General features: G+C 60.3%; 17 protein-coding genes. 11 read left to right on the top strand and 6 right to left on the bottom strand.

Going from position 1 to position 19660, the window contains the following annotated elements:
- Window positions 1–77 precede the first annotated feature (77 nt).
- The 5 genes from menD to menE are packed head-to-tail and all read left to right on the top strand — an operon-like array spanning window position 78 to window position 5698.
- A complete protein-coding gene (gene menD / locus CKK19_RS19660) occupies window positions 78–1748 on the top strand; it encodes a 2-succinyl-5-enolpyruvyl-6-hydroxy-3-cyclohexene-1-carboxylic-acid synthase (RefSeq protein WP_063854241.1) in 1671 nt (556 codons plus the stop codon).
- Window positions 1745–2521 carry a 2-succinyl-6-hydroxy-2,4-cyclohexadiene-1-carboxylate synthase gene (gene menH, locus CKK19_RS19665; RefSeq protein WP_063854240.1) on the top strand — a complete coding sequence of 259 codons (777 nt, stop codon included), beginning with the start codon at window positions 1745–1747 and terminating at the stop codon, window positions 2519–2521. Before menD ends, menH begins: the two co-directional genes overlap by 4 nt.
- Entirely contained in the window at window positions 2518–3375 is an 858-nt protein-coding gene (menB, locus tag CKK19_RS19670; protein ID WP_013098093.1) for a 1,4-dihydroxy-2-naphthoyl-CoA synthase, read from the top strand. Before menH ends, menB begins: the two co-directional genes overlap by 4 nt.
- Entirely contained in the window at window positions 3375–4340 is a 966-nt protein-coding gene (menC, locus tag CKK19_RS19675; RefSeq protein WP_058646997.1) for an o-succinylbenzoate synthase, read from the top strand. Before menB ends, menC begins: the two co-directional genes overlap by 1 nt.
- Entirely contained in the window at window positions 4337–5698 is a 1362-nt protein-coding gene (gene menE / locus CKK19_RS19680; RefSeq protein WP_063854239.1) for an o-succinylbenzoate--CoA ligase, read from the top strand. The genes menC and menE overlap by 4 nt, the downstream gene beginning before the upstream one ends.
- On the opposite strand, the gene CKK19_RS19685 is transcribed toward menE, so the two are convergent.
- Genes CKK19_RS19685 through CKK19_RS19695 form a run of 3 tightly spaced genes read right to left on the bottom strand, consistent with a single transcriptional unit; the run spans window position 5699 to window position 8648 of the window.
- The gene (locus tag CKK19_RS19685) at window positions 5699–7213 is read right to left on the bottom strand and encodes a tripartite tricarboxylate transporter permease (protein ID WP_022648814.1); all 1515 of its coding nucleotides are present in this window, start codon (window positions 7211–7213) and stop codon (window positions 5699–5701) included.
- Window positions 7214–7224: 11 nt separating this feature from the next.
- Window positions 7225–7656, bottom strand: a complete 432-nt coding sequence (locus tag CKK19_RS19690; protein ID WP_022648813.1) for a tripartite tricarboxylate transporter TctB family protein — start codon at window positions 7654–7656, stop codon at window positions 7225–7227.
- Between the two features lie 11 nt (window positions 7657–7667).
- Window positions 7668–8648, bottom strand: coding sequence for a Bug family tripartite tricarboxylate transporter substrate binding protein (locus tag CKK19_RS19695; RefSeq protein ID WP_022648812.1), 981 nt, complete (start codon window positions 8646–8648; stop codon window positions 7668–7670).
- Window positions 8649–8800: 152 nt separating this feature from the next.
- Between CKK19_RS19695 and tctD the strand changes: the two genes are divergently transcribed.
- The 4 genes from tctD (at window position 8801) to CKK19_RS19715 (ending at window position 12834) form a co-directional block, all read left to right on the top strand.
- Window positions 8801–9475: a transcriptional regulator TctD gene (gene tctD / locus CKK19_RS19700; RefSeq protein WP_046619087.1), complete on the top strand. Its 675-nt coding sequence runs from the start codon at window positions 8801–8803 to the stop codon at window positions 9473–9475.
- A complete protein-coding gene (locus CKK19_RS19705; protein WP_063854238.1) occupies window positions 9462–10871 on the top strand; it encodes a sensor histidine kinase in 1410 nt (469 codons plus the stop codon). Before tctD ends, CKK19_RS19705 begins: the two co-directional genes overlap by 14 nt.
- A gap of 129 nt (window positions 10872–11000) precedes the next feature.
- The gene (locus CKK19_RS19710; RefSeq protein ID WP_022648809.1) at window positions 11001–11540 is read left to right on the top strand and encodes a YfaZ family outer membrane protein; all 540 of its coding nucleotides are present in this window, start codon (window positions 11001–11003) and stop codon (window positions 11538–11540) included.
- A gap of 94 nt (window positions 11541–11634) precedes the next feature.
- Complete coding sequence (locus CKK19_RS19715; protein ID WP_023300615.1) at window positions 11635–12834, top strand: nicotinamide mononucleotide deamidase-related protein YfaY; 1200 nt, start codon at window positions 11635–11637, stop codon at window positions 12832–12834.
- 31 nt (window positions 12835–12865) lie between these two features.
- On the opposite strand, the gene glpC is transcribed toward CKK19_RS19715, so the two are convergent.
- Genes glpC through glpA form a run of 3 tightly spaced genes read right to left on the bottom strand, consistent with a single transcriptional unit; the run spans window position 12866 to window position 16888 of the window.
- Window positions 12866–14056, bottom strand: coding sequence for an anaerobic glycerol-3-phosphate dehydrogenase subunit GlpC (gene glpC, locus CKK19_RS19720; RefSeq protein ID WP_063854237.1), 1191 nt, complete (start codon window positions 14054–14056; stop codon window positions 12866–12868).
- Window positions 14053–15270, bottom strand: coding sequence for a glycerol-3-phosphate dehydrogenase subunit GlpB (gene glpB / locus CKK19_RS19725; RefSeq protein ID WP_063854236.1), 1218 nt, complete (start codon window positions 15268–15270; stop codon window positions 14053–14055). The genes glpC and glpB overlap by 4 nt, the downstream gene beginning before the upstream one ends.
- On the bottom strand, window positions 15260–16888 hold the full coding sequence (gene glpA / locus CKK19_RS19730) for an anaerobic glycerol-3-phosphate dehydrogenase subunit A (protein WP_063854235.1): 1629 nt from the start codon (window positions 16886–16888) through the stop codon (window positions 15260–15262). Before glpA ends, glpB begins: the two co-directional genes overlap by 11 nt.
- A gap of 249 nt (window positions 16889–17137) precedes the next feature.
- On the opposite strand from glpA, the gene glpT reads away from it, so the two are divergent.
- Both glpT and glpQ read left to right on the top strand, forming a co-directional pair.
- A complete protein-coding gene (gene glpT, locus CKK19_RS19735) occupies window positions 17138–18490 on the top strand; it encodes a glycerol-3-phosphate transporter (protein ID WP_022648804.1) in 1353 nt (450 codons plus the stop codon).
- 11 nt (window positions 18491–18501) lie between these two features.
- Window positions 18502–19560 carry a glycerophosphodiester phosphodiesterase gene (gene glpQ / locus CKK19_RS19740; protein ID WP_038416437.1) on the top strand — a complete coding sequence of 353 codons (1059 nt, stop codon included), beginning with the start codon at window positions 18502–18504 and terminating at the stop codon, window positions 19558–19560.
- Window positions 19561–19660: the final 100 nt, after the last annotated feature.

Below are 19660 nucleotides of genomic sequence, written 5' to 3' on the forward strand. Positions count from 1 at the left end.
GCAATCCCGATTCATATCAAAATTCTGACTTTTTCTATTATTTATACTGTGTCGCATTCTTGATACTGGACAATCTCATGTCAGTAAGTTCTTTTAACCGACGCTGGGCGACGGTGATCCTTGAAGCCCTGACCCGCCATGGTGTCAGGCATGTGTGTATTGCTCCGGGCTCTCGCTCCACGCCGCTCACCCTTGCTGCGGCGGAAAACAGGGCTTTTATTCATCACACCCATTTTGACGAGCGTGGTCTCGGCCACATGGCGCTCGGGCTGGCGAAAGTCAGCAACGCGCCCGTGGCGGTGATAGTGACTTCCGGCACGGCGGTGGCAAACCTCTATCCGGCCCTGATTGAAGCGGGGTTAACCGGCGAAAAGCTGATTTTACTCACCGCCGATCGTCCTCCGGAACTTATTGACTGCGGCGCGAACCAGGCGATTCGTCAGCCTGGCATTTTTGCCTCGCATCCTTCACAGACGGTCTCGTTGCCGCGCCCCACCCAGGATATTCCCGCCAGCTGGCTGGTCTCAACTCTCGACCACGCCATGAACGCACTGCGCAGCGGCGGGCTGCACATTAACTGCCCGTTTGCCGAACCGCTGTACGGCGAAATGAACGAGACCGGCCTAGCCTGGCAACAGCAGCTGGGAGAATGGTGGGAGAGCGAAAAGCCCTGGCTGCGTGAGCAGACGCATCTGGAAAGCGCTAAGCAGCGCGACTGGTTCTTCTGGCGCCAGAAGCGCGGGGTGGTGATTGCCGGGCGGATGAGTGCGGCGGAAGGCAAGCTGGCGGCGGAGTGGGCACAAACGCTTGGCTGGCCGCTGATTGGTGACGTGCTTTCCCAGACGGGCCAGCCGCTGCCCTGCGCTGACCTCTGGCTGGGGAACGCGAAAGCGGTCACCGAGCTGGCGCAGGCGCAAATTGTCGTCCAGCTGGGCTCGAGCCTGACGGGCAAGCGACTGCTCCAGTGGCAGGCCACCTGTACGCCAGAAGAGTACTGGCTGGTGGATCCGCTCGAAGGACGCCTTGACCCGGCGCACCATCGCGGTCGCCGCCTGGTGAGCGATATTGACAGCTGGCTGGAATTGCATCCGGCGGAAAAACGCAAACCCTGGGCGGTGGAGATCCCGGCGCTGTCGCGTCAGGCGTGGGAACTCACCAAAGCGCAGTGCGAGGAGTTCAGTGAAGCCGGGCTGGCGCACCGTATCCGCAAATATCTTCCCGAGCAGGGGCAACTTTTTGTCGGTAACAGCCTGGTGGTGCGCCTGATTGACGCCTTTTCGCATCTGCCCGCGGGTTATCCGGTATACAGCAACCGGGGCGCGAGCGGCATTGACGGGCTGATCTCCACCGCCGCTGGCGTACAGCGGGCCAGCGCAAAATCCACGCTGGCGATTGTGGGGGATCTCTCAGCCCTCTACGATCTCAACGCGCTGGCGCTCCTGCGTCAGGCGTCGGCTCCGTTCGTGCTGATTGTTGTTAACAATAACGGCGGACAGATTTTCTCCCTGCTGCCGACGCCGCAAAGCGAACGTGAGCGCTTCTATCTGATGCCGCAAAACGTGCAGTTCGAACACGCCGCCGCCATGTTCAGCCTGAAGTACCATCGCCCGGAAAACTGGGACGCGCTGGAGACGGCGCTGAACACCGCCTGGCGGCAGCCTGGCGCGACGCTGATTGAGCTGGTGGTAAACGATTCTGACGGCGCGCAGAAGCTGCAACATCTGCTGGCGCAGGTGAGTCACCTGTGATCCTCGCTGGCGTCACTCAGCCCGGAAAACCAGGCTACCCCTGGCTGGTTTTCCTGCACGGTTTTTCCGGCGACTGTCGTGAGTGGCAGACCGTTGGGGCGTCGCTGCATGACTACCCCAGGCTCTACCTTGACCTGCCCGGGCACGGTGGTTCAGCGGATACGGGCGTGACGGGGTTTGCAGAGGTAAGTGAATTGCTCACGCATACCTTAATTAGTTACAACATACTAAATTACTGGCTGGTAGGGTACTCACTCGGTGGCCGCATTGCGATGTTCCATGCCTGCCAGCATCCTGCGGGGTTAGACGGGGTGATTGTGGAAGGTGGACACCCTGGGCTGCAAGACGTCGAGGCGCGCCAGGCGCGGCTGACCTCGGACCGCCGCTGGGCGTCACGTTTTCGCAGTGAGCCGCTTGAAGCCGTCTTTGCCGACTGGTATCAACAGCCGGTCTTTACCTCCCTTACGGATGAACAGCGCAACGCACTGATCGCGCTGCGTAGCCGGAACAACGGCCCGAGGCTGGCTGAGATGCTGGAAGCCACCTCGCTTGCCGTTCAGCCTGAATTACGTCCCGCGCTCACCGCGCGTGATTTTTCTTTCGACTATCTCTATGGCGAACGTGACGGGAAGTTTGCAGCCATCGCTGCTGAACTTAACGCCATGCGTCATGCTATCCCTCATGCCGGACACAACGCCCACCGGGACAACCCGGAAGCGGTTGCCGCGAGTCTGGCTCAGATACTACGTTATCGAACAAAGGACACGCTATGATCTATCCTGATGAAAACATGCTTTACGCGCCGGTTGAATGGCAGGACTGCTCCGAAGGCTACACCGACATTCGCTACCACAAATCCGCCGATGGTATCGCCAAAATCACCATCAATCGTCCACAGGTACGCAACGCGTTTCGTCCGCTGACCGTAAAAGAGATGATCCAGGCGCTGGCGGATGCACGCTACGACGACAACATCGGCGTCATCGTCCTCACCGGGGAAGGGGAGAAAGCCTTCTGCTCGGGTGGCGATCAGAAAGTCCGCGGCGACTACGGCGGATACCAGGATGATGCCGGCACGCACCACCTGAACGTGCTGGATTTCCAGCGCCAGATCCGCACCTGTCCAAAACCGGTGGTTGCGATGGTGGCAGGTTATTCCATCGGCGGCGGTCACGTGCTGCACATGATGTGTGACCTGACTATCGCGGCGGAAAATGCCATTTTCGGTCAGACTGGCCCGAAAGTTGGCTCCTTCGACGGCGGCTGGGGGGCATCCTACATGGCGCGCATCGTCGGCCAGAAAAAAGCCCGCGAAATCTGGTTCCTGTGCCGTCAGTACAACGCCCAGGAAGCGCTGGACATGGGGTTGGTTAACACCGTGGTGCCGATCGCCGATCTGGAAAAAGAGACCGTGCGCTGGTGTCGCGAAATGCTGCAAAACAGCCCAATGGCGCTGCGCTGCCTGAAAGCGGCCCTCAACGCCGACTGTGACGGTCAGGCGGGACTTCAGGAGCTGGCGGGTAACGCCACCATGCTGTTCTATATGACCGAAGAGGGTCAGGAAGGGCGCAACGCGTTCAACGAAAAACGCCAGCCAGACTTCAGCAAATACAAACGGAACCCGTAATGCGTCGCGCGCAGGTTTACCGCTGGCAGATACCGATGGACGCGGGCGTGGTACTGCGTGAAAGGCGGTTAAAAACCCGTGATGGCTTTTTCGTGCATCTCCGGCAGGGCGAGCGGGAAGGGTGGGGCGAAATCGCCCCGCTTCCGGGCTTTAGCCTGGAAACGCTGGATGAGGCGCAGGCGGCGCTGATGGCCTGGACGCACGAATGGCGTGAGGGGGCAGATCCGTCGCTGCCGGACGTTCCTTCTGTCGCGTTCGGCATCAGCTGCGCGCTGGCAGAGCTGGACGGCTGTTTGCCGGATGCGGCGAATTATCGCGCCGCGCCGCTCTGTTCCGGCGATCCGGATGAACTTTTCGCGCTGCTCTCCGGGATGCCTGGCGAGAAGGTGGCGAAAATTAAGGTCGGCCTGTACGAAGCGGTGCGCGACGGAATGGTGGTTAACCTGTTACTGGAAGCCATTCCCGATCTGCACCTGCGCCTGGACGCCAACCGCGCCTGGACGCCGCTCAGGGCGCAGCAGTTTGCGAAGTACGTCAACCCGGCGTACCGCAACCGCATCGCGTTTCTCGAAGAGCCGTGCAAAACGCGCGACGACTCTCGCGCCTTCGCCCGGGAAACCGGCATTGCCATTGCCTGGGATGAGAGCCTGCGCGAAGTCGGTTTTACGTTTGTCGCCGAGCCGGGCGTCGGGGCCGTGGTCATTAAGCCAACGCTGACCGGCAGCCTCGACAAGGTGCGCGAGCAGGTTGCGGCGGCCCATGCCGCAGGGCTGACGGCGGTGATCAGTTCATCCATCGAATCCAGCCTCGGGCTGACGCAACTGGCGCGTATCGCTGCATGGTTAACGCCGGACACCGTTCCCGGTCTTGATACGCTAAACCTGATGCAGGCCCAGCTGATTCGCCAGTGGCCGGACAGCACCTTGCCGTGCCTTGATGTCGGGACGCTGGAGCCGCTGCAATGACTTTTACCGACTGGCCGTGGCGGCACTGGCGCTCCAGGAGTGCCGATACACCCGCGCTGCGTTTAGACGATATAACGCTCAACTGGTCACAGCTGGGCGAGCGTATCGATCGTCTGGCAGCCGGTTTTCAGTCTCAGGGTGTCAGGGACGGTGACGGCGTCATGCTGCTCGCCCACAACCATCCGCAGACCCTGCTGGCCTGGCTGGCGTTGCTTCAGTGCGGCGCCCGCATTTTGCCGGTGAACCCTCAGCTTCCCCGACCGCTGCTGGACGTCCTCCTGCCGCAGATGACCCTGCGCTTTGCGCTGGTGCTTAACGGTGAGTATGACGGTCTGCCTGGGCTGGTATTAAGAGAGGGCGAGGGGCAGGGCGGCGTGACGTGGCGGGCAGAACGGCTGGCCTCAATGACGCTCACCTCCGGCTCCACCGGCTTGCCGAAAGCGGCGGTGCACACCTGTGCCGCCCACCTTGCCAGCGCAAAAGGCGTGTTGTCGCTGATGCCTTATGGCGGTGATGACGACTGGCTGCTGTCCTTGCCGCTGTTTCACGTCTCCGGTCAGGGGATTTTGTGGCGCTGGTTGCAGGGCGGAGGCCGTCTCACCGTGCGTGAAAAACAGCCGCTGGAGCAGGCCCTGCAGGGCTGTACCCACGCCTCGCTGGTGCCGACGCAGCTGTGGCGGCTGCTCAATTCACACCATCCCGTTGCGCTGAAAGCCGTGCTGCTCGGCGGGGCGGAAATCCCCGTTGAGCTGACCGAACAGGCGCGCAAGCAGGGGATCCGCACGTTCTGCGGCTACGGTCTGACCGAGTTCGCCTCCACCGTCTGCGCCAAAGAGGCCGACGGCGCGCCGGACGTGGGCAGCGCGCTGCCGGGCAGAGACCTTCAGGTGGTGAACGGTGAAGTCTGGATCCGGGCGGAAAGCATGGCGGCGGGCTACTGGCGAGACGGCGCCTTACTGCCGCTGGTCAACGAGCAGGGCTGGTTCGCCACCCGCGATCGCGGCGAGTGGCATGACGGACGCCTGACCATTCTGGGCCGAATGGACAATCTCTTTTTCAGCGGCGGAGAAGGGATCCAGCCGGAAGCGCTGGAGCGCGTTATCGTCACACATCCGCAGGTTAGCCAGGTGTTTATCGTCCCGCTGGATGACGCCGAATACGGGCAACGCCCGGTGGCGGTAGTGGAATGTGAGCCGGGCACGGATATCACGCTGTTGCCGGAGTGGGTTCAGGGCAGGCTGGCGCGCTTTGAGCAGCCGGTACACTGGCTGGCGCTGCCGTCAGAACTGAAAAATGGCGGGATAAAGATTTCCCGCCAGGCGTTAAGGCAGTGGGTCAATGCCCTGTTGAGGGGCTAATCAGCCGATATCCGGCTGCGGTTTCTGCTGGCGTCGACGCATCCAGCGCAGCACCGGCGGCACGACAATCACCATGATCGCCATCGCCAGCAGGATCTTCGTCACGCTGCTCTCCCACAGGATCGCCATGTTGCCATTGCTGATGGAGAGGGCGCGGCGCAGGTTCTGCTCCAGCATTTCCCCCAATACAAACCCTAAAATCAGCGGCGACATCGGGAAGTGCATCTTGCGCAGAATGTAGCCCAGCACGCCGAGCAGCACCATTAACACCAGGTCGAAGGTGGTGCTGTGCACCGCGTACACCCCAACCGCAGAGACGGCGGCGATGGCCGGGACCAGGAACCACAGGGGAATGGTCAGCATGCGGGTGAACAGCCCGATCAGCGGGATGTTCATCACCAGCAGCATCACGTTGGCGATCAGCAGCGCCGCAATCAAGCCCCAGACGATATCGGGCTGCTCGGTAAACATCGCCGGACCCGGGGTGATGTTATAGAGCGTCAGCGCGCCCATCATCACCGCCGTGGTGCCGGAACCCGGCACGCCGAGGGTCAGCATCGGGATAAACGAGCCGCAGGCCGAGGCGTTATTCGCCGCCTCCGGCGCCGCCACGCCGCGGATATCGCCTTTGCCGAAGCTGTCGCTGTTACCGCTCAGCTTTTTCTCGGTCATGTAGGTGATGGCGCTGGCGATAGTCGCCCCCGCGCCTGGCAGAATGCCGACGAAGAAACCGATCACCGCTGAACGCAGGGTGGCACCCACACACTGCGCCCCCTCTTTGGCATTAAAGAGCATTCGTCCGGTTTTACGCACCAGCGTCTGCCCGCTGCTGGTATGTTCCAGCATCAGTAAGATTTCTGAGACAGAGAACAGACCAATCACCACAACGATAAACTGCACGCCGTCGGAGAGATGAACGCTGTCGAAGGTAAAACGATAAACCCCGGTGTTGGCATCCACCCCGACGGTGGCCAGACTGAGGCCAATCAACGCAGACAAAAACGACTTCAGCGGATTCTGCGCCATCATGCTGCCGAGACAGGCGATGGCGAATACCATCAGGGCAAAATACTCAGCCGGACCAAACGCCAGCGACCACTGGGCCAGCGCTGGGGCGAAGAGGATGATGCCGCCAATGGCGATCAGGGAGCCAAAGAACGAGCTGACGGCGGAAATAGAGAGCGCCACGCCGCCGCGTCCCTGCTGTGCCATCGGATAGCCATCCAGCGCGGTCATAATGGCGGCGGCATCGCCGGGAACGTTAAGCAGTATCGAGGAAATACGCCCCCCGTATTCGCAGCCGATATAAACCGTCGCCAGCAGGATCAACGCCGATTCCGCAGGCAGGTGCAGCGCAAAGGCCAGCGGCAGTAAAATCGCCACGCCGTTGATAGGCCCAAGGCCCGGCAGCAGGCCAACGATCGTCCCGACGAAACAGCCTATCAGGGCGATTACCAGGTTTTCCGGGGTCATCGCTACCGCGAACCCCTGAGAGAGATAGATCCAGGTATCCATAGCGTGCTCCGTTAGTTAAACCATGCGCCGAGCGGCAGGGTCACGTCCAGCAGGCGGTCGAAGGCGTACCAGAGTAAAATGCCCAGTACGACCCCGGAGATCCCCGCCGCAGGCAGCGAGGCGTTAAACAGTATGCCAATCACCATCGTCAGCAGGGCGGTGGCGATCGGGAAGCCGAGCCACTCAAAGCCCCACGCGTACATCAGCAGAACAATCACCATTACCAGCAGACGTTGCAGCGTGCGGCGTGGCGGCCACTCCACGGTGTCCGGATGGCGCAGCAGCAGGGCCACCGAACAGAGCAGCATCAGGCCGACAATGCCGACGGGAAAGGGGCGTGGCCCCACGGGTTCATAGCTGTATTCGCTGTGGATCTGCCAGGCGACGAACAGGCCGCCAATGCAGAGCAGCAGCCATATCCCTGCAAAAATGCGATCGCTCATAGCGCCTCCGGTTATTTCGCAAGACCAAAGGCTTTCGCCTGTTCGCGGTAGTCATTCACCTGTTTTTTCACGTACTCGTCCAGCTGCTTGCCGTTCAGGTTGAACTCAAACAGCCCGCGCAGATCGCGCTGTTTTTTGAACTCCTCGGTTTGCTGAAGTTTTGCGAAGGTATCCACCCACCACTGGTACTCGGCGTCGGTCACTTTTGGCCCGACGAAGAAGCCACGGATGATCGGCCAGACCAGGTTATAACCCTGCTCTTTGGCGGTTGGGACGTCTGCCAGCTGGCCCGGCAGACGGTTTTCCGAGAAGACCGCCAGCACGCGGATCTTATCCCCGCTCAGGTAGGGCACCATTTCGCTGAGATCGCCCGATACTGCCTGCACGTGATTGCCCATCAGCGCCGTCACCGGCTCACCGCCGCCTTCAAAGGCCACGTAGCGCATTTTGTGCGGATCCACTTTGGCCTGCTGCGCCAGCAGCGCGGCTTTCATCCAGTCCTGGCTGCCGATAGAGGCGCCTGCGCCAATCACCACGCTGTTTGGATCTTTTTCCATGGCGGTCAGCAGATCTTTCAGGGATTTCCACGGGGAGTCGGCGCGAACGGCGATCATGCCGTAATCGGTGCCCACGGTGGCGAGCCAGCGCACGTCATTTACGTCATAACGACCAAATTTCCCCTGCGACAGGTTCAGCAGCGAGCCGCCGGAGAAGGCCACCACGGTGCCGGGTTCAGCAGGGCGCTGGGCGACGATGGCGTTATAGGCTACCGCGCCCACGCCGCCGGGCATGTAGGTGACGCGCATCGGTTTCTCAATGGCCTTCGTCTCCAGCAGGCTGACCTGAATCAGCTTACAGGTCAGGTCGAAGCCGCCGCCGGGTTTGGCCGGGGCGATACACTCGGTGCGGGACGGGGTGTCCTGCGCCTGGACGACAGAGGCACTCAACAGCAATGCGCTTGCAGCAAGGGTAGAAAGTAATTGTTTTTTCATCGTTTATCCTCACGCCGGAGAACCGGGAGTACGGGTACGGGTGTCTTTTTTCTGATTATGTGAACCACCTTGTAGCGGTTCCGTTGCGTGATTGTTAAAACAATAACCTTTCATTTCCCTTTCACTGCGACACCAACTTTACAGGATGTGATATGCGTCTCTTACTCGCGGAAGATAATCGTGAGCTGGCTCACTGGCTGGAGAAAGCGCTGGTACAAAGCGGATTTGCCGTGGATTGCGTCAACGATGGACGGGCGGCCGATCACCTTTTGCAGGGGGAAAACTATGCCGTCGCGATCCTTGATATCGGCATGCCCGGCTTCGACGGGCTGGAGGTGGTGCATCGTCTGAGAAAGCGCGGGCAGACGCTGCCGGTGCTGTTTCTCACCGCCCGCAGCAACGTGGCAGACAGGGTGAAAGGGCTGAATGCCGGGGCGGATGACTATCTGCCGAAGCCGTTCGAGCTGGAGGAGCTTGATGCCCGCCTGCGCGCGTTGCTGCGCCGCAGTGAAGGACGAACTCAGGAGCGCCAGCGGCTGGGAGAGCTGGAGTACGATGATGAAGGCTTTTTTCTGCTGCGCGATGAACCCCTTTCCCTCACGCCGCGCGAGCTCTCTTTACTGAAGGTGCTGATGCACCGCCGGACCCGTCCCGTCTCCCGGCAACAGCTCTTCGACCAGGTGTTCAGCCTGAACGACGACGTCAGCCCCGAGAGTATCGATCTCTATATTCACCGCCTGCGTAAGAAGCTGACCGGCAGCGGCGTGCGGATCACCACCCTCCGGGGACTGGGCTACGTGCTGGAGTGCGGCGATGAAGTGGGTTAAGCCGCAGTCGCTTTACCTGCAACTTTTGCTCTTTCTGGGTTTGCCGCTGCTGCTGTTATGGGGGCTGTCAGCCTTTAACAGCTACGTTAGCGCGCTACAGGCGGCGACGCAGGCCTATGACCGTACGCTGTTATCCTCGGCTCGCACCGTGTCTGAGCGGCTGGTGGTGCACAAGGGCAAGCTGCTGGTGAACGTGCCCTGGGTCGTGCTCGACAGCTTTGAGCTGAACATGAACGATCGCCTCTACTACAAGGTGGTTGACCCTGACGGGCGGACGATCTCCGGCTATGACGATCTGCCAAATATGCCTCCCTCCACGTCTCGCACCACTCACTATCCGGCGCTGGCGTGGTTTTATCATACCGAGTATCGCGGGCAGGCGATCCGCGTGGCGAAGCTGCTCCAGCCGGTTAACGAAGATAATGTGTTCGGGATGGCGGAAATTTATGTCGCAGAAACGTTGCAGTCGCGGCGCTATCTGGCCACACAGCTGCTGTTTTCCTCACTCGTGTCGCAGGGGCTGCTGGTGCTGCTGACGCTGGTCCTGACCGCCTGGCTGCTGCGCCGCGTGCTGCGCCCAATGCGGCAACTCTCTTCGCTGATGGTGCGCCGTGAGTCCGGGCTGCTGGCCCCGCTGCCGGAGCTGCTGCCCTGGTCGGAAACGCGGCTGCTGATTGTGGCGTTTAACCGTTACATCGACCGGTTGCGCGGCGTACTTTCGCGGCAGGAGCGCTTCAATGCCGATGCCTCACACCAGCTCAAAACGCCGCTGGCGGTGCTAAAAACGCAGGTATCCGTTGCTCTGACGCGTAACGATCCGGCGCTGTGGCAGGAGAGCTTACGGGCAATGAACGTTACGCTGGATAACACCATCGTGCTGACGGAAAGGCTTTTACAGCTTTCGGCGGTGAAGCGGAAAGAGCAGGGGGAGCGACAGTTTGCCCCTGTCGATCTGGTACAGGTGGTGCAAAACTGCTGCTTTTCGCGGCTGGCGCAGGCGCGCAGCAAGGGTATCGATCTCGGTTATGACGGCGTACAGCAGCCGGTAATGATTGAGGGGGATGACGTTTTGCTGGGCGAACTCTGCGCTAACCTGCTGGAGAACGCGATCAAATACACGCCGGAGCAGGGCATCGTGACGGTGTACCTGCGCATGGATAACGATGCCGTTGAGCTGAGCGTGGAGGACAGCGGACCGGGTATTGCCGAAGACCAGATCTCCCAGGCCATGCTGCCGTTTCATCGGCTGGATAACGTGGGCGATGCCGCCGGGTCCGGCATTGGCCTGGCGCTGGCCAACGATATTGCCCGCCTGCACCGCAGCCATCTTCAGCTGATGCCCAGTGAAAATCTGGGCGGCTTGTGCGTAAAAATGCGTTTTTTATTGATGATATAAATACCGATATTATCAAATCGTTACAAACTAATTGCCCGATGTCCACTGAGCGCATTGATCCCACAGACAGTCAGGTTAAAATCTCGCGGTTTTTGGACATCTCTGAATATATTGTGCGGGATCACGACAATGAAAAAAGTGGCATTAATGGGCTTAGGCCTGATGTTTGTATCGGCAGCAGCCAACGCTATTTCCTTCAACGGCTCGGCGGGCGAAGATTATACCCACCTGGGCTTTGGTCTTGGCACGGATAGCGCAGGCCTGGCGATGACCGGCGGCTGGACGCATAACGACGACGATGGGGATGCGGCAAGCCTGGGGCTGGGCTTCAACGTACCTTTGGGTCCTTTCCTGGCGACCGTCGGCGGTAAAGGGATTTACACCAACCCGAACGACGGCGACGAAGGTTATGCGGCGGCAGTGGGCGGCGGTTTGCAGTGGAAAATCGGCGACAGCTTTGGCCTGTTCGGTGAGTACTACTACTCTCCGGATTCCCTCTCCAGCGGTATCGATAGCTATGAGGAAGCCAACGTGGGTGGACGCTGGACCATCATCCGTCCTGTCACCATCGAAGCGGGTTATCGTTATCTGAACCTGGCGGGTAAAGACGGCCACCGCGACAACGCGCTGGCAGATGGTCCCTACATCGGTGTGAGCGCAGGTTTCTAATCCTTTCGGCGCGGCGTTCAGTCGCGCCAGTTTCTCTCTTCCCCCGGTCTTCGATTGCGCTATAGTGTTTTGACCATTGAAATGGGAGAACACAATGATAAACGTGGAAATGTTATCCACTGGCGACGAAGTGCTGCATGGGCAAATCATTGATACCAATGCCGCCTGGCTCGCCGATCTCTTCTTTGAGCAAGGATTACCGTTAACGCGCCGCAACACCGTGGGTGATAATCTTGAGTCTCTGGTCAACGTTCTGCGCGAGCGCAGCGAACGCTGCGACGTGCTGATTGTGAACGGCGGGCTTGGGCCCACCAGCGACGATCTCAGCGCGCTGGCCGCCGCCACGGCCAGAGGTGAAGGCCTGGTCCTGCACGAGGCGTGGCTGGCACAGATGGAGCGATTTTTCTCCGAGCGTGGCCGCGTGATGGCCCCCAGCAACCGCAAGCAGGCTGAAATTCCCGCCAGCGCGGAACTGATTGATAACCCGGTCGGCACCGCCTGCGGGTTTGCCGTTCAGTTGAACCGCTGCCTGATGTTCTTCACTCCGGGCGTGCCGTCGGAATTTAAAGTGATGGTCGAGCAGCAGATCCTGCCGCGCCTGCGCGCGCGCTTCACGCTGCCTGAACCGCCGCTGTGCCTGCGTCTGACCACCTTTGGCCGCTCGGAAAGCGACCTGGCCCAGAGCCTCGATCACCTGCAACTGCCTCCCGGCGTGTCGATGGGCTATCGCTCCTCCATGCCGATTATTGAACTGAAGCTGACCGGACCGGCGTCAGAGAAAGCCGCTATGCTGGCACTGTGGCCGGAAGTGCAGCGCGTCGCTGGCGAAAGCCTGATTTTCGAAGGAACGGAAGGGCTGCCGGCGCAGATCGCAGCGCATTTGCAGTCCCGCCAGCTGAGCGTGACGCTAAGCGAGCAGTTTACCGGTGGGCTTCTGGCGCTTCAGCTTACCCGGGCGGGTGCGCCGCTGCTGGCCAGTGAAGTGGTGCCGTTCCAGCAGGAGACGCTGGCGCAGACGGCGCGCTGGGCGTCCGAGCGCAGAGTGAAGCATTTCGCGGGGCTGGCGCTGTTTGTGGGCGGGCTGGATGAGGAGCACCTCAACTTTGCCCTGGCAACGCCGGAAGGGACGCACGCCCTGCGGGTGAAGATGAGTATTACCCGCCACAGCCTGGCCGTGCGTCAGGAGGTGTGCGCGATGATGGCGCTGAACATGCTGCGCCGCTGGCTGAACGGGAAAGAGGTCGCCAGCGAGCACGGCTGGATCAACGTCGTCGAATCGCTGTTCGTGGAGTGAGAGTGTGCCGGGGCCGTGTCCCCGGCAACGGTTACGCCAGCGCTTTTGCCAGCAAGGTAATGGGATGTTCACAGCGTTTGCTGGTGGACATCTCGATCTGCCACTTGCAGGTTTCGCAGTCCGTCACCACGATATCTGCGCCGCTCTCTTCAATTTGCCGGAACAGCGGCGCGCCAATGGCCTGTGACGTTGGGTAGTTTTCACGCTTGAAGCCGTACGTGCCTGCGATGCCGCAGCAGCGTGAGTCCAGCACCGTCAGCTCCAGCCCGGGGATCAGCCGCAGCAGCTCCAGTGTATAGATCGACCAGCCCATCTTCTCCATATGACATGGCGTGTGATACACCACCTTCAGCGGCAATTTGCCCAGCGGTAACGTCTGCCCACTGTCAAGTTTGCGCCAGAGAAAACGGGTCGCCAGCTCAATGTGCTCGCGCAGGCCGGTGTTATCCACATCCAGCAGATGCGGATATTCATCGCGCAGCGTGAAGGTACAGGTTGACGACGTCGCCAGTACCGGGATCCCGTTGTCGACGATCGCCTCGCGCAAAGAGGTGACGTTGCTTTTCGCCTGCCTGCGCGCTTTGTCAGTAAAACCGTTGGCAATCAGCGGAACGCCGCAGCACTTCTCTTTGCTCAGCAGCTGAACGCCCGTCCCCATGGCGTTCAGCACTTTCAGCAGGTCTTTTCCCAGCTGCGGATGGTTGTAGTTCACGTAGCAACCGTGGAAGAAGGCAACCTGCTCAGCGAACTGCGCCTGTTCTGCCGCCACGGATTTATACCAGCGGCGGAAGGTGCCGTGAGAATATTTCGGCAGACTGCGGTGATGGTCGATTTTGAGCGTCGCATCCAGCAGCCTGCGCACCGGCTTCAGGGCGGTGGCGACATTGACGACCGGCGCGAAAGGCGTCGAGAGGCTACCCATCAAATCGGTGTGGCTCAGTATCGCGTCGCGCAGCGTCGGTTTTTGCGTACTGTAGCGGGCGCGGGCGCGCTGGATGATATCGCCTATTTTCACGTCCGACGGGCAGGCAACTTCGCAGCGTTTACAGTTGATACAGTATTTCAGCGCCTCGTCGTAGAGCGCGCCGTCCTTCAGGCGCAGACGCTCCCCGTCGGGGCCGGCCTGTTTCGGGCCGGGATAGCGCGGATCGACGCCGCTGACCGGGCAAACCGTGGTGCAGACCGTGCATTTGATACAGCTTTCAAATCGGGTGTCGTTCATTGTGCTCCCTCCCTGCGCTGGATAATCTGCTCCGCGACATGCAGCGCGGTGACGGCGCAGACGCCGCCACCGCAGCCCTGTGCCACGGGATCGTACCCGCCCAGAACCGAGCCGATGGCGTAAAGATTTTCAACCGGCTCCCCGCCCAGCTGCGGGCGCAGCTGGGTATCGACGATCACGCCGAACTGCTGCCAGGGCTGCGGGGTGAAGAAATCGCTTTGATACCAGTCCGCGCGGGAAGAGCTTTGCCGGACATCCAGCCCGAGAATTGCCTCACGCACGCCATCCCGGCTGCTCAGCAGACCGTTACTGAAGAAGCTGCCGCTTGCCAGCACCGTATAGCGTGCACGAAGCGGGATGTCGCCGTGGTTGCGGGTCCAGATTTCGCTTACCGCGCCCTCTGCCAGGGTGATTTTTTTCACCTCGTCGCCTGCCAACCAGACGCCACCCTGGGCGACAAACTGACGCTGAAGCTGGGTATGCAGACGAATGCCGGGCACGGAAGGGGGGAGCGTCGGCAGTAAACCGAGCGTACAGGGCAGGCGCGCCGAGAGCCAGCGCCAGAGCCGGTTGTCCGTTAAGCCAAAACAGGCGGGCATAAACAGGGCGTCGCAGCTCTCGCCGAGCGGCTGAAGCGCCGCGTACAGCTGCGGCCAGTAGCGTTCATTATCCAGCAGGCGGGCAATGTTCACCGCACGAAACTCGCTGGGGTTTTCGCGCAGCACGTCGAGCTCGGGGAGATCAATCTCCGCCGTATCCACCTGAATGCCTTGCTGTCTGAGAGACGCGGCGGCAAGATGCGGCTGGAAATCAAGGAAACCGCTGATCCCCACCACCCGCACGTGCCCGGCAGCGATGGGGGCGACAGGCACCTCTTCCGGGCTAAGCCAGGCGGCGCGCAGAGTGCCGAGCGGCGTGACGCGCTGATGATTTTGCTCGGCGTCACCCTGCATGCGTGCGCCGCAGGCGGTCAGCAGGTGTTCGGTTTCGCAGGCAAAGCGGGCCATATTCTCTGCGCCCGTCAGGCGGTAGGGATGTTCAGGCGGCAGATCGGCGAACGATAGCGCGCCCAGTAAATCCAGCGAGCCGGAGGAGAAGTGCAGGGCACTTTGACCGCGAGTGACAATGGCGCAGCGCAGACCCCGCTGCGTCAGTTTGAGACCGCACAGCAGGCCCGCCAGCCCTCCACCCACAATCACGGTATCAAATTTCATGGTTGTGTTCCTTCTCCAGACCGCAAAGTCCCTGATAGACCCAGCGGGTAAACTCACTTTCGCGCAGGGCATCGCCCCAGGCGACGGGCTGAATGCCTTTCCAGCGCTCATTTAAAAAATCGCTGAGCTGGGCGAGCGACTGGGTTGAGGAGGTGGCATGAAAACGTTGCAGCAGCCCGGCGGCACGGCAGGCGCACAGCTCCCCCTGACAGGTGCCCATCCCGACTCGCGTGCGGCGGCGTAAATCAAGCAGGTTGTTCACCGTCAGGTTTTCCACGGCATATTGCACCTCGCCTGCGGTCACGGCTTCGCATTCGCACACCAGGCTGCGGCTGAGTCGCCCTTCACCAAGCCAGGTCGGGGTGCGGTCGCCGTGGCGGTAAATCGCCGAACCGCGAAGCGGGGCAGGAAGTGAAATGATTTTGTGCAGCGTTTTTTCTGTCGATTGCTGCGAGCCGGGCAGAGCCTGTTCCGCCGTCACGCACGGCGCGGTGTTGCCGAGCTTACGGCAGACGGCATCGGTGGCCCACTGCGCCATCAGCCGGTAGGTCATCAGCTTGCCGCCGGTAATGGTGATAAACCCGTCCATGCCGTCGCGTTCGGCGTGATCGAGCAGCACGATGCCGCGGCTGACGTTACGCCCGCTCGGATCGTTATCGCTGGCGACGAGGGGACGCACGCCCGCGTAGGCACGCAGAATACGCGTCTGCGCCATCACCGGGGCCAGCTTTTCCCCTTCGCGCAGCAGGATATCCACCTCTTCGGCGGTAACGCGGTTGTAATCAATTTCGCTGTAGTCCACATGCATTGAGGTCGTGCCGATCAACGAAATGGTGTCCCCCGGCACGAGGATGTCGGCGTCAGACGGTTTACGGCAGCGGTTGATGACATGGTTATTGATGCGATGGTCGAGGATCAGCAGCGAGCCTTTGGCCGGGAACATGCGGACGGATAAATCGGCGTATTCCGCGATGCGCTGGCCCCAGATCCCCGCCGCGTTGACCACGACGGTGGCATACAGCTCGCGGTGTTCATTGTACTGCGTATCACACACGCGCACCCCGCGCACGGTATTACCTTCACGAATAAGCCCGGTGACGTGATGCCCGGTCAGGATCTGTGCGCCGTGTTCCCGCGCGTCGAGCATATTGGCGGCGGTCAGGCGGAAAGGATCAACGGTTCCGTCAGGCACTTTTACCGCGCCCAGTAACGCCGGGTTTACCGAGGGTTCAAGACGGCGCGCCTGTGCAGGATCGAGCGCCTCGGCCTGAATGCCTGCCGCCGTGCAGGCGGTGATAAAGGTTTGCTGAAAGCCGAGATCATCTTCGGGAAGGGTGATAAAAAGGCCGTTGGTCGGTTCAACGCAGTGGCGGGCGATGCGCCTGAGGATCTGGTTTTCAGCAATACACTCGCGCGCGGACTCAGCGTCAGTGACCGCATAGCGGGCGCCGCTGTGCAACAGACCGTGGTTACGCCCCGTTGCGCCGGTGGCGATGTCGTGGCGTTCCAGAAGCGTGACGCTCAATCCCCGCAGGGCGCAGTCGCGTGCGATGCCGGCACCCGTCGCGCCACCGCCAATGATAATCACATCGCTGAAGCGTGGATCGTGAATTGTCATTGCCTTTCCTCTATGTTCGTTTTTTAGCATTTAGCCACATTGATCGTGTGGTTTGTTTGATTTCGAACATAAACGCGCGAAATTCGAAAGTGAAACGTGATTTCATGCGCTTTTTTGCGCATTCTGTCATATTTCTGTAACAATCTGTGCGTTGATTCACAGTAACATTCACCGTGATTTCTTAACATCGCCGCCTCTGTAGCCGGGCGCGAGATGCCCGGTCATTTTTGAAAGGCCACGGAGGCTGTTATGCTCAGTATCTTTAAACCTGCGCCACACCGGGCGCGACTGCCAGAGGCAGAGATTGATCCTCTCTACCGCCGTCTGCGTTGGCAAATCTTCCTCGGGATCTTCTTCGGGTATGCGGCGTACTATCTGGTACGTAAAAACTTTGCGCTCGCCATGCCATACCTGGTGGAACAAGGCTTCTCCCGCGGCGATCTGGGCTTTGCGCTGTCGGGGATCTCCATCGCGTACGGTTTTTCGAAGTTCATTATGGGGTCGGTGTCGGATCGCTCGAATCCGCGTGTGTTCCTGCCCGCCGGTCTGATCCTCGCGGCAGCGGTGATGCTGTTCATGGGCTTTGTGCCATGGGCGACCTCCAGCATTGCCGTCATGTTCGTACTGCTGTTCCTCTGCGGCTGGTTCCAGGGGATGGGGTGGCCGCCATGCGGACGTACCATGGTGCACTGGTGGTCACAGAAAGAGCGCGGTGGGATTGTATCGGTCTGGAACTGCGCGCATAACGTCGGGGGCGGGCTTCCGCCGCTGCTGTTCCTGCTGGGGATGGCCTGGTTCAACGACTGGCACGCGGCGCTCTATATGCCTGCCTTTGGCGCCATTCTGGTGGCGATTATCGCCTTCGCCCTGATGCGCGACACGCCGCAGTCCTGCGGCCTGCCGCCGATTGAAGAGTACAAAAACGACTACCCGGATGATTACAGCGAGAAGCACGAAGAAGAGCTGACCGCGAAACAGATCTTCATGAAGTATGTGCTGCCAAACAAGCTGCTGTGGTACATCGCGGTGGCGAACGTGTTTGTCTACCTGCTGCGTTACGGCATCCTCGACTGGTCCCCGACTTACCTGAAAGAGGTGAAGCACTTCGCGCTGGATAAATCCTCCTGGGCCTATTTCCTGTATGAATACGCGGGCATTCCCGGCACGCTGATCTGCGGCTGGATGTCGGACAAAGTGTTTAAGGGCAACCGTGGGGCGACGGGCGTGTTCTTTATGACGCTGGTGACCATCGCGACGGTCGTTTACTGGCTTAACCCGCCGGGTAATCCGGGTGTGGATATGGCCTGTATGATCGTAATCGGCTTCCTGATTTATGGTCCGGTTATGCTGATCGGCCTGCACGCGCTGGAGCTGGCGCCGAAGAAAGCGGCAGGCACGGCGGCAGGCTTTACCGGTCTGTTTGGCTACCTCGGCGGTTCAGTGGCGGCAAGTGCCATCGTCGGTTACACCGTCGATTTCTTCGGCTGGGACGGTGGCTTTATGGTGATGATTGGCGGCAGCGTGCTGGCGGTTCTGCTGTTGATCGTCGTGATGATTGGTGAAAAACGTCACCATGCCGAGGTGCTGGCGCGTCGTCAGTAAGGAGCATTGCGATGAAATTAACTCAGTTAGCGACAGGCCTGCTGCTGGCGGGCCTGATGACAGGCTCCGCGCTGGCGGCGGATAAAATCGTGATCGCCCACCGTGGCGCCAGCGGTTATCTGCCGGAGCATACGCTGCCGGCAAAAGCGATGGCCTATGCCCAGGGCGCAGATTATCTGGAGCAGGATCTGGTGATGACGAAGGACGACCAGCTGGTCGTTCTGCATGACCATTATCTTGACCGCGTGACGGACGTGGCGGAGCGTTTCCCGAACCGCGCCCGTAAAGATGGCCGCTACTACGCCATCGACTTCACGCTGGCGGAGATCCGCTCGCTGAAGTTTACCGAGGGCTTCGAGATTGAGAACGGTAAGAAGGTGCAGGTCTATCCGGGGCGTTTCCCGATGGGCAAGTCTGACTTCCGTATTCACACCTTCGAAGAGGAGATCGAGTTTGTTCAGGGGCTGAACCACTCGACGGGCAAAAATATCGGTATCTACCCGGAAATCAAAGCGCCGTGGTTCCACCATCAGGAAGGAAAAGACATTGCCGCGAAGACGCTGGAGGTACTGAAAAAGTACGGCTACACCAGCAAGAAGGATAAGGTTTTCCTGCAATGTTTCGATGCCGCGGAACTGAAGCGCATCAAAACTGAGCTGGAGCCGAAGATGGGAATGGATCTCAATCTGGTGCAGCTGATTGCCTATACCGACTGGAATGAAACTCAGGAAAAACAGCCGGACGGGAAGTGGGTGAACTACAGCTACGACTGGATGTTTAAGCCGGGCGCGATGAAGCAGATTGCGCAGTACGCCGACGGCATCGGGCCGGATTACCACATGCTGGTGGCGGAAGGCTCAACGCCGGGCCACGTGAAGCTGACGGCGATGGTGAAAGAGGCGCATGCGAGCAAGATGCAGGTGCATCCGTATACCGTGCGTGCAGACCAGTTGCCGGAGTATGCGACGGACGTGGATCAGCTTTACGACGTGCTGTATAACCAGGCGGATGTGGACGGATTGTTTACGGATTTCCCGGATAAAGCGGTCGAATTCATTCACCGGAAGTAGGTTTTGTAGGTCGGGTAAGGCGAAGCCGCCACCCGACAATCAGGCTCTGCGGCCTGATGCCCTCACCCTAACCCTCTCCCACCGGGCTGAGGGATCCCCA

The sequence above is a fragment of the Enterobacter sp. CCUG 70166 genome (assembly GCF_020224095.1).
Taxonomy (GTDB): domain Bacteria; phylum Pseudomonadota; class Gammaproteobacteria; order Enterobacterales; family Enterobacteriaceae; genus Enterobacter; species Enterobacter intestinihominis.

What these genes read in the sequence shown, in the direction of transcription:
- menD (WP_063854241.1), top strand. Translation starts at nt 78, where the DNA reads ATGTCAGTAAGTTCTTTTAACCGACGCTGGGCGACGGTGATCCTTGAA.
- menB (WP_013098093.1), top strand. Translation starts at nt 2,518, where the DNA reads ATGATCTATCCTGATGAAAACATGCTTTACGCGCCGGTTGAATGGCAG.
- menC (WP_058646997.1), top strand. Translation starts at nt 3,375, where the DNA reads ATGCGTCGCGCGCAGGTTTACCGCTGGCAGATACCGATGGACGCGGGC.
- menE (WP_063854239.1), top strand. Translation starts at nt 4,337, where the DNA reads ATGACTTTTACCGACTGGCCGTGGCGGCACTGGCGCTCCAGGAGTGCC.
- CKK19_RS19685 (WP_022648814.1), bottom strand. Translation starts at nt 7,213, where the DNA reads ATGGATACCTGGATCTATCTCTCTCAGGGGTTCGCGGTAGCGATGACC.
- CKK19_RS19690 (WP_022648813.1), bottom strand. Translation starts at nt 7,656, where the DNA reads ATGAGCGATCGCATTTTTGCAGGGATATGGCTGCTGCTCTGCATTGGC.
- CKK19_RS19695 (WP_022648812.1), bottom strand. Translation starts at nt 8,648, where the DNA reads ATGAAAAAACAATTACTTTCTACCCTTGCTGCAAGCGCATTGCTGTTG.
- tctD (WP_046619087.1), top strand. Translation starts at nt 8,801, where the DNA reads ATGCGTCTCTTACTCGCGGAAGATAATCGTGAGCTGGCTCACTGGCTG.
- CKK19_RS19705 (WP_063854238.1), top strand. Translation starts at nt 9,462, where the DNA reads ATGAAGTGGGTTAAGCCGCAGTCGCTTTACCTGCAACTTTTGCTCTTT.
- CKK19_RS19710 (WP_022648809.1), top strand. Translation starts at nt 11,001, where the DNA reads ATGAAAAAAGTGGCATTAATGGGCTTAGGCCTGATGTTTGTATCGGCA.
- CKK19_RS19715 (WP_023300615.1), top strand. Translation starts at nt 11,635, where the DNA reads ATGATAAACGTGGAAATGTTATCCACTGGCGACGAAGTGCTGCATGGG.
- glpC (WP_063854237.1), bottom strand. Translation starts at nt 14,056, where the DNA reads ATGAACGACACCCGATTTGAAAGCTGTATCAAATGCACGGTCTGCACC.
- glpB (WP_063854236.1), bottom strand. Translation starts at nt 15,270, where the DNA reads ATGAAATTTGATACCGTGATTGTGGGTGGAGGGCTGGCGGGCCTGCTG.
- glpA (WP_063854235.1), bottom strand. Translation starts at nt 16,888, where the DNA reads ATGACAATTCACGATCCACGCTTCAGCGATGTGATTATCATTGGCGGT.
- glpT (WP_022648804.1), top strand. Translation starts at nt 17,138, where the DNA reads ATGCTCAGTATCTTTAAACCTGCGCCACACCGGGCGCGACTGCCAGAG.
- glpQ (WP_038416437.1), top strand. Translation starts at nt 18,502, where the DNA reads ATGAAATTAACTCAGTTAGCGACAGGCCTGCTGCTGGCGGGCCTGATG.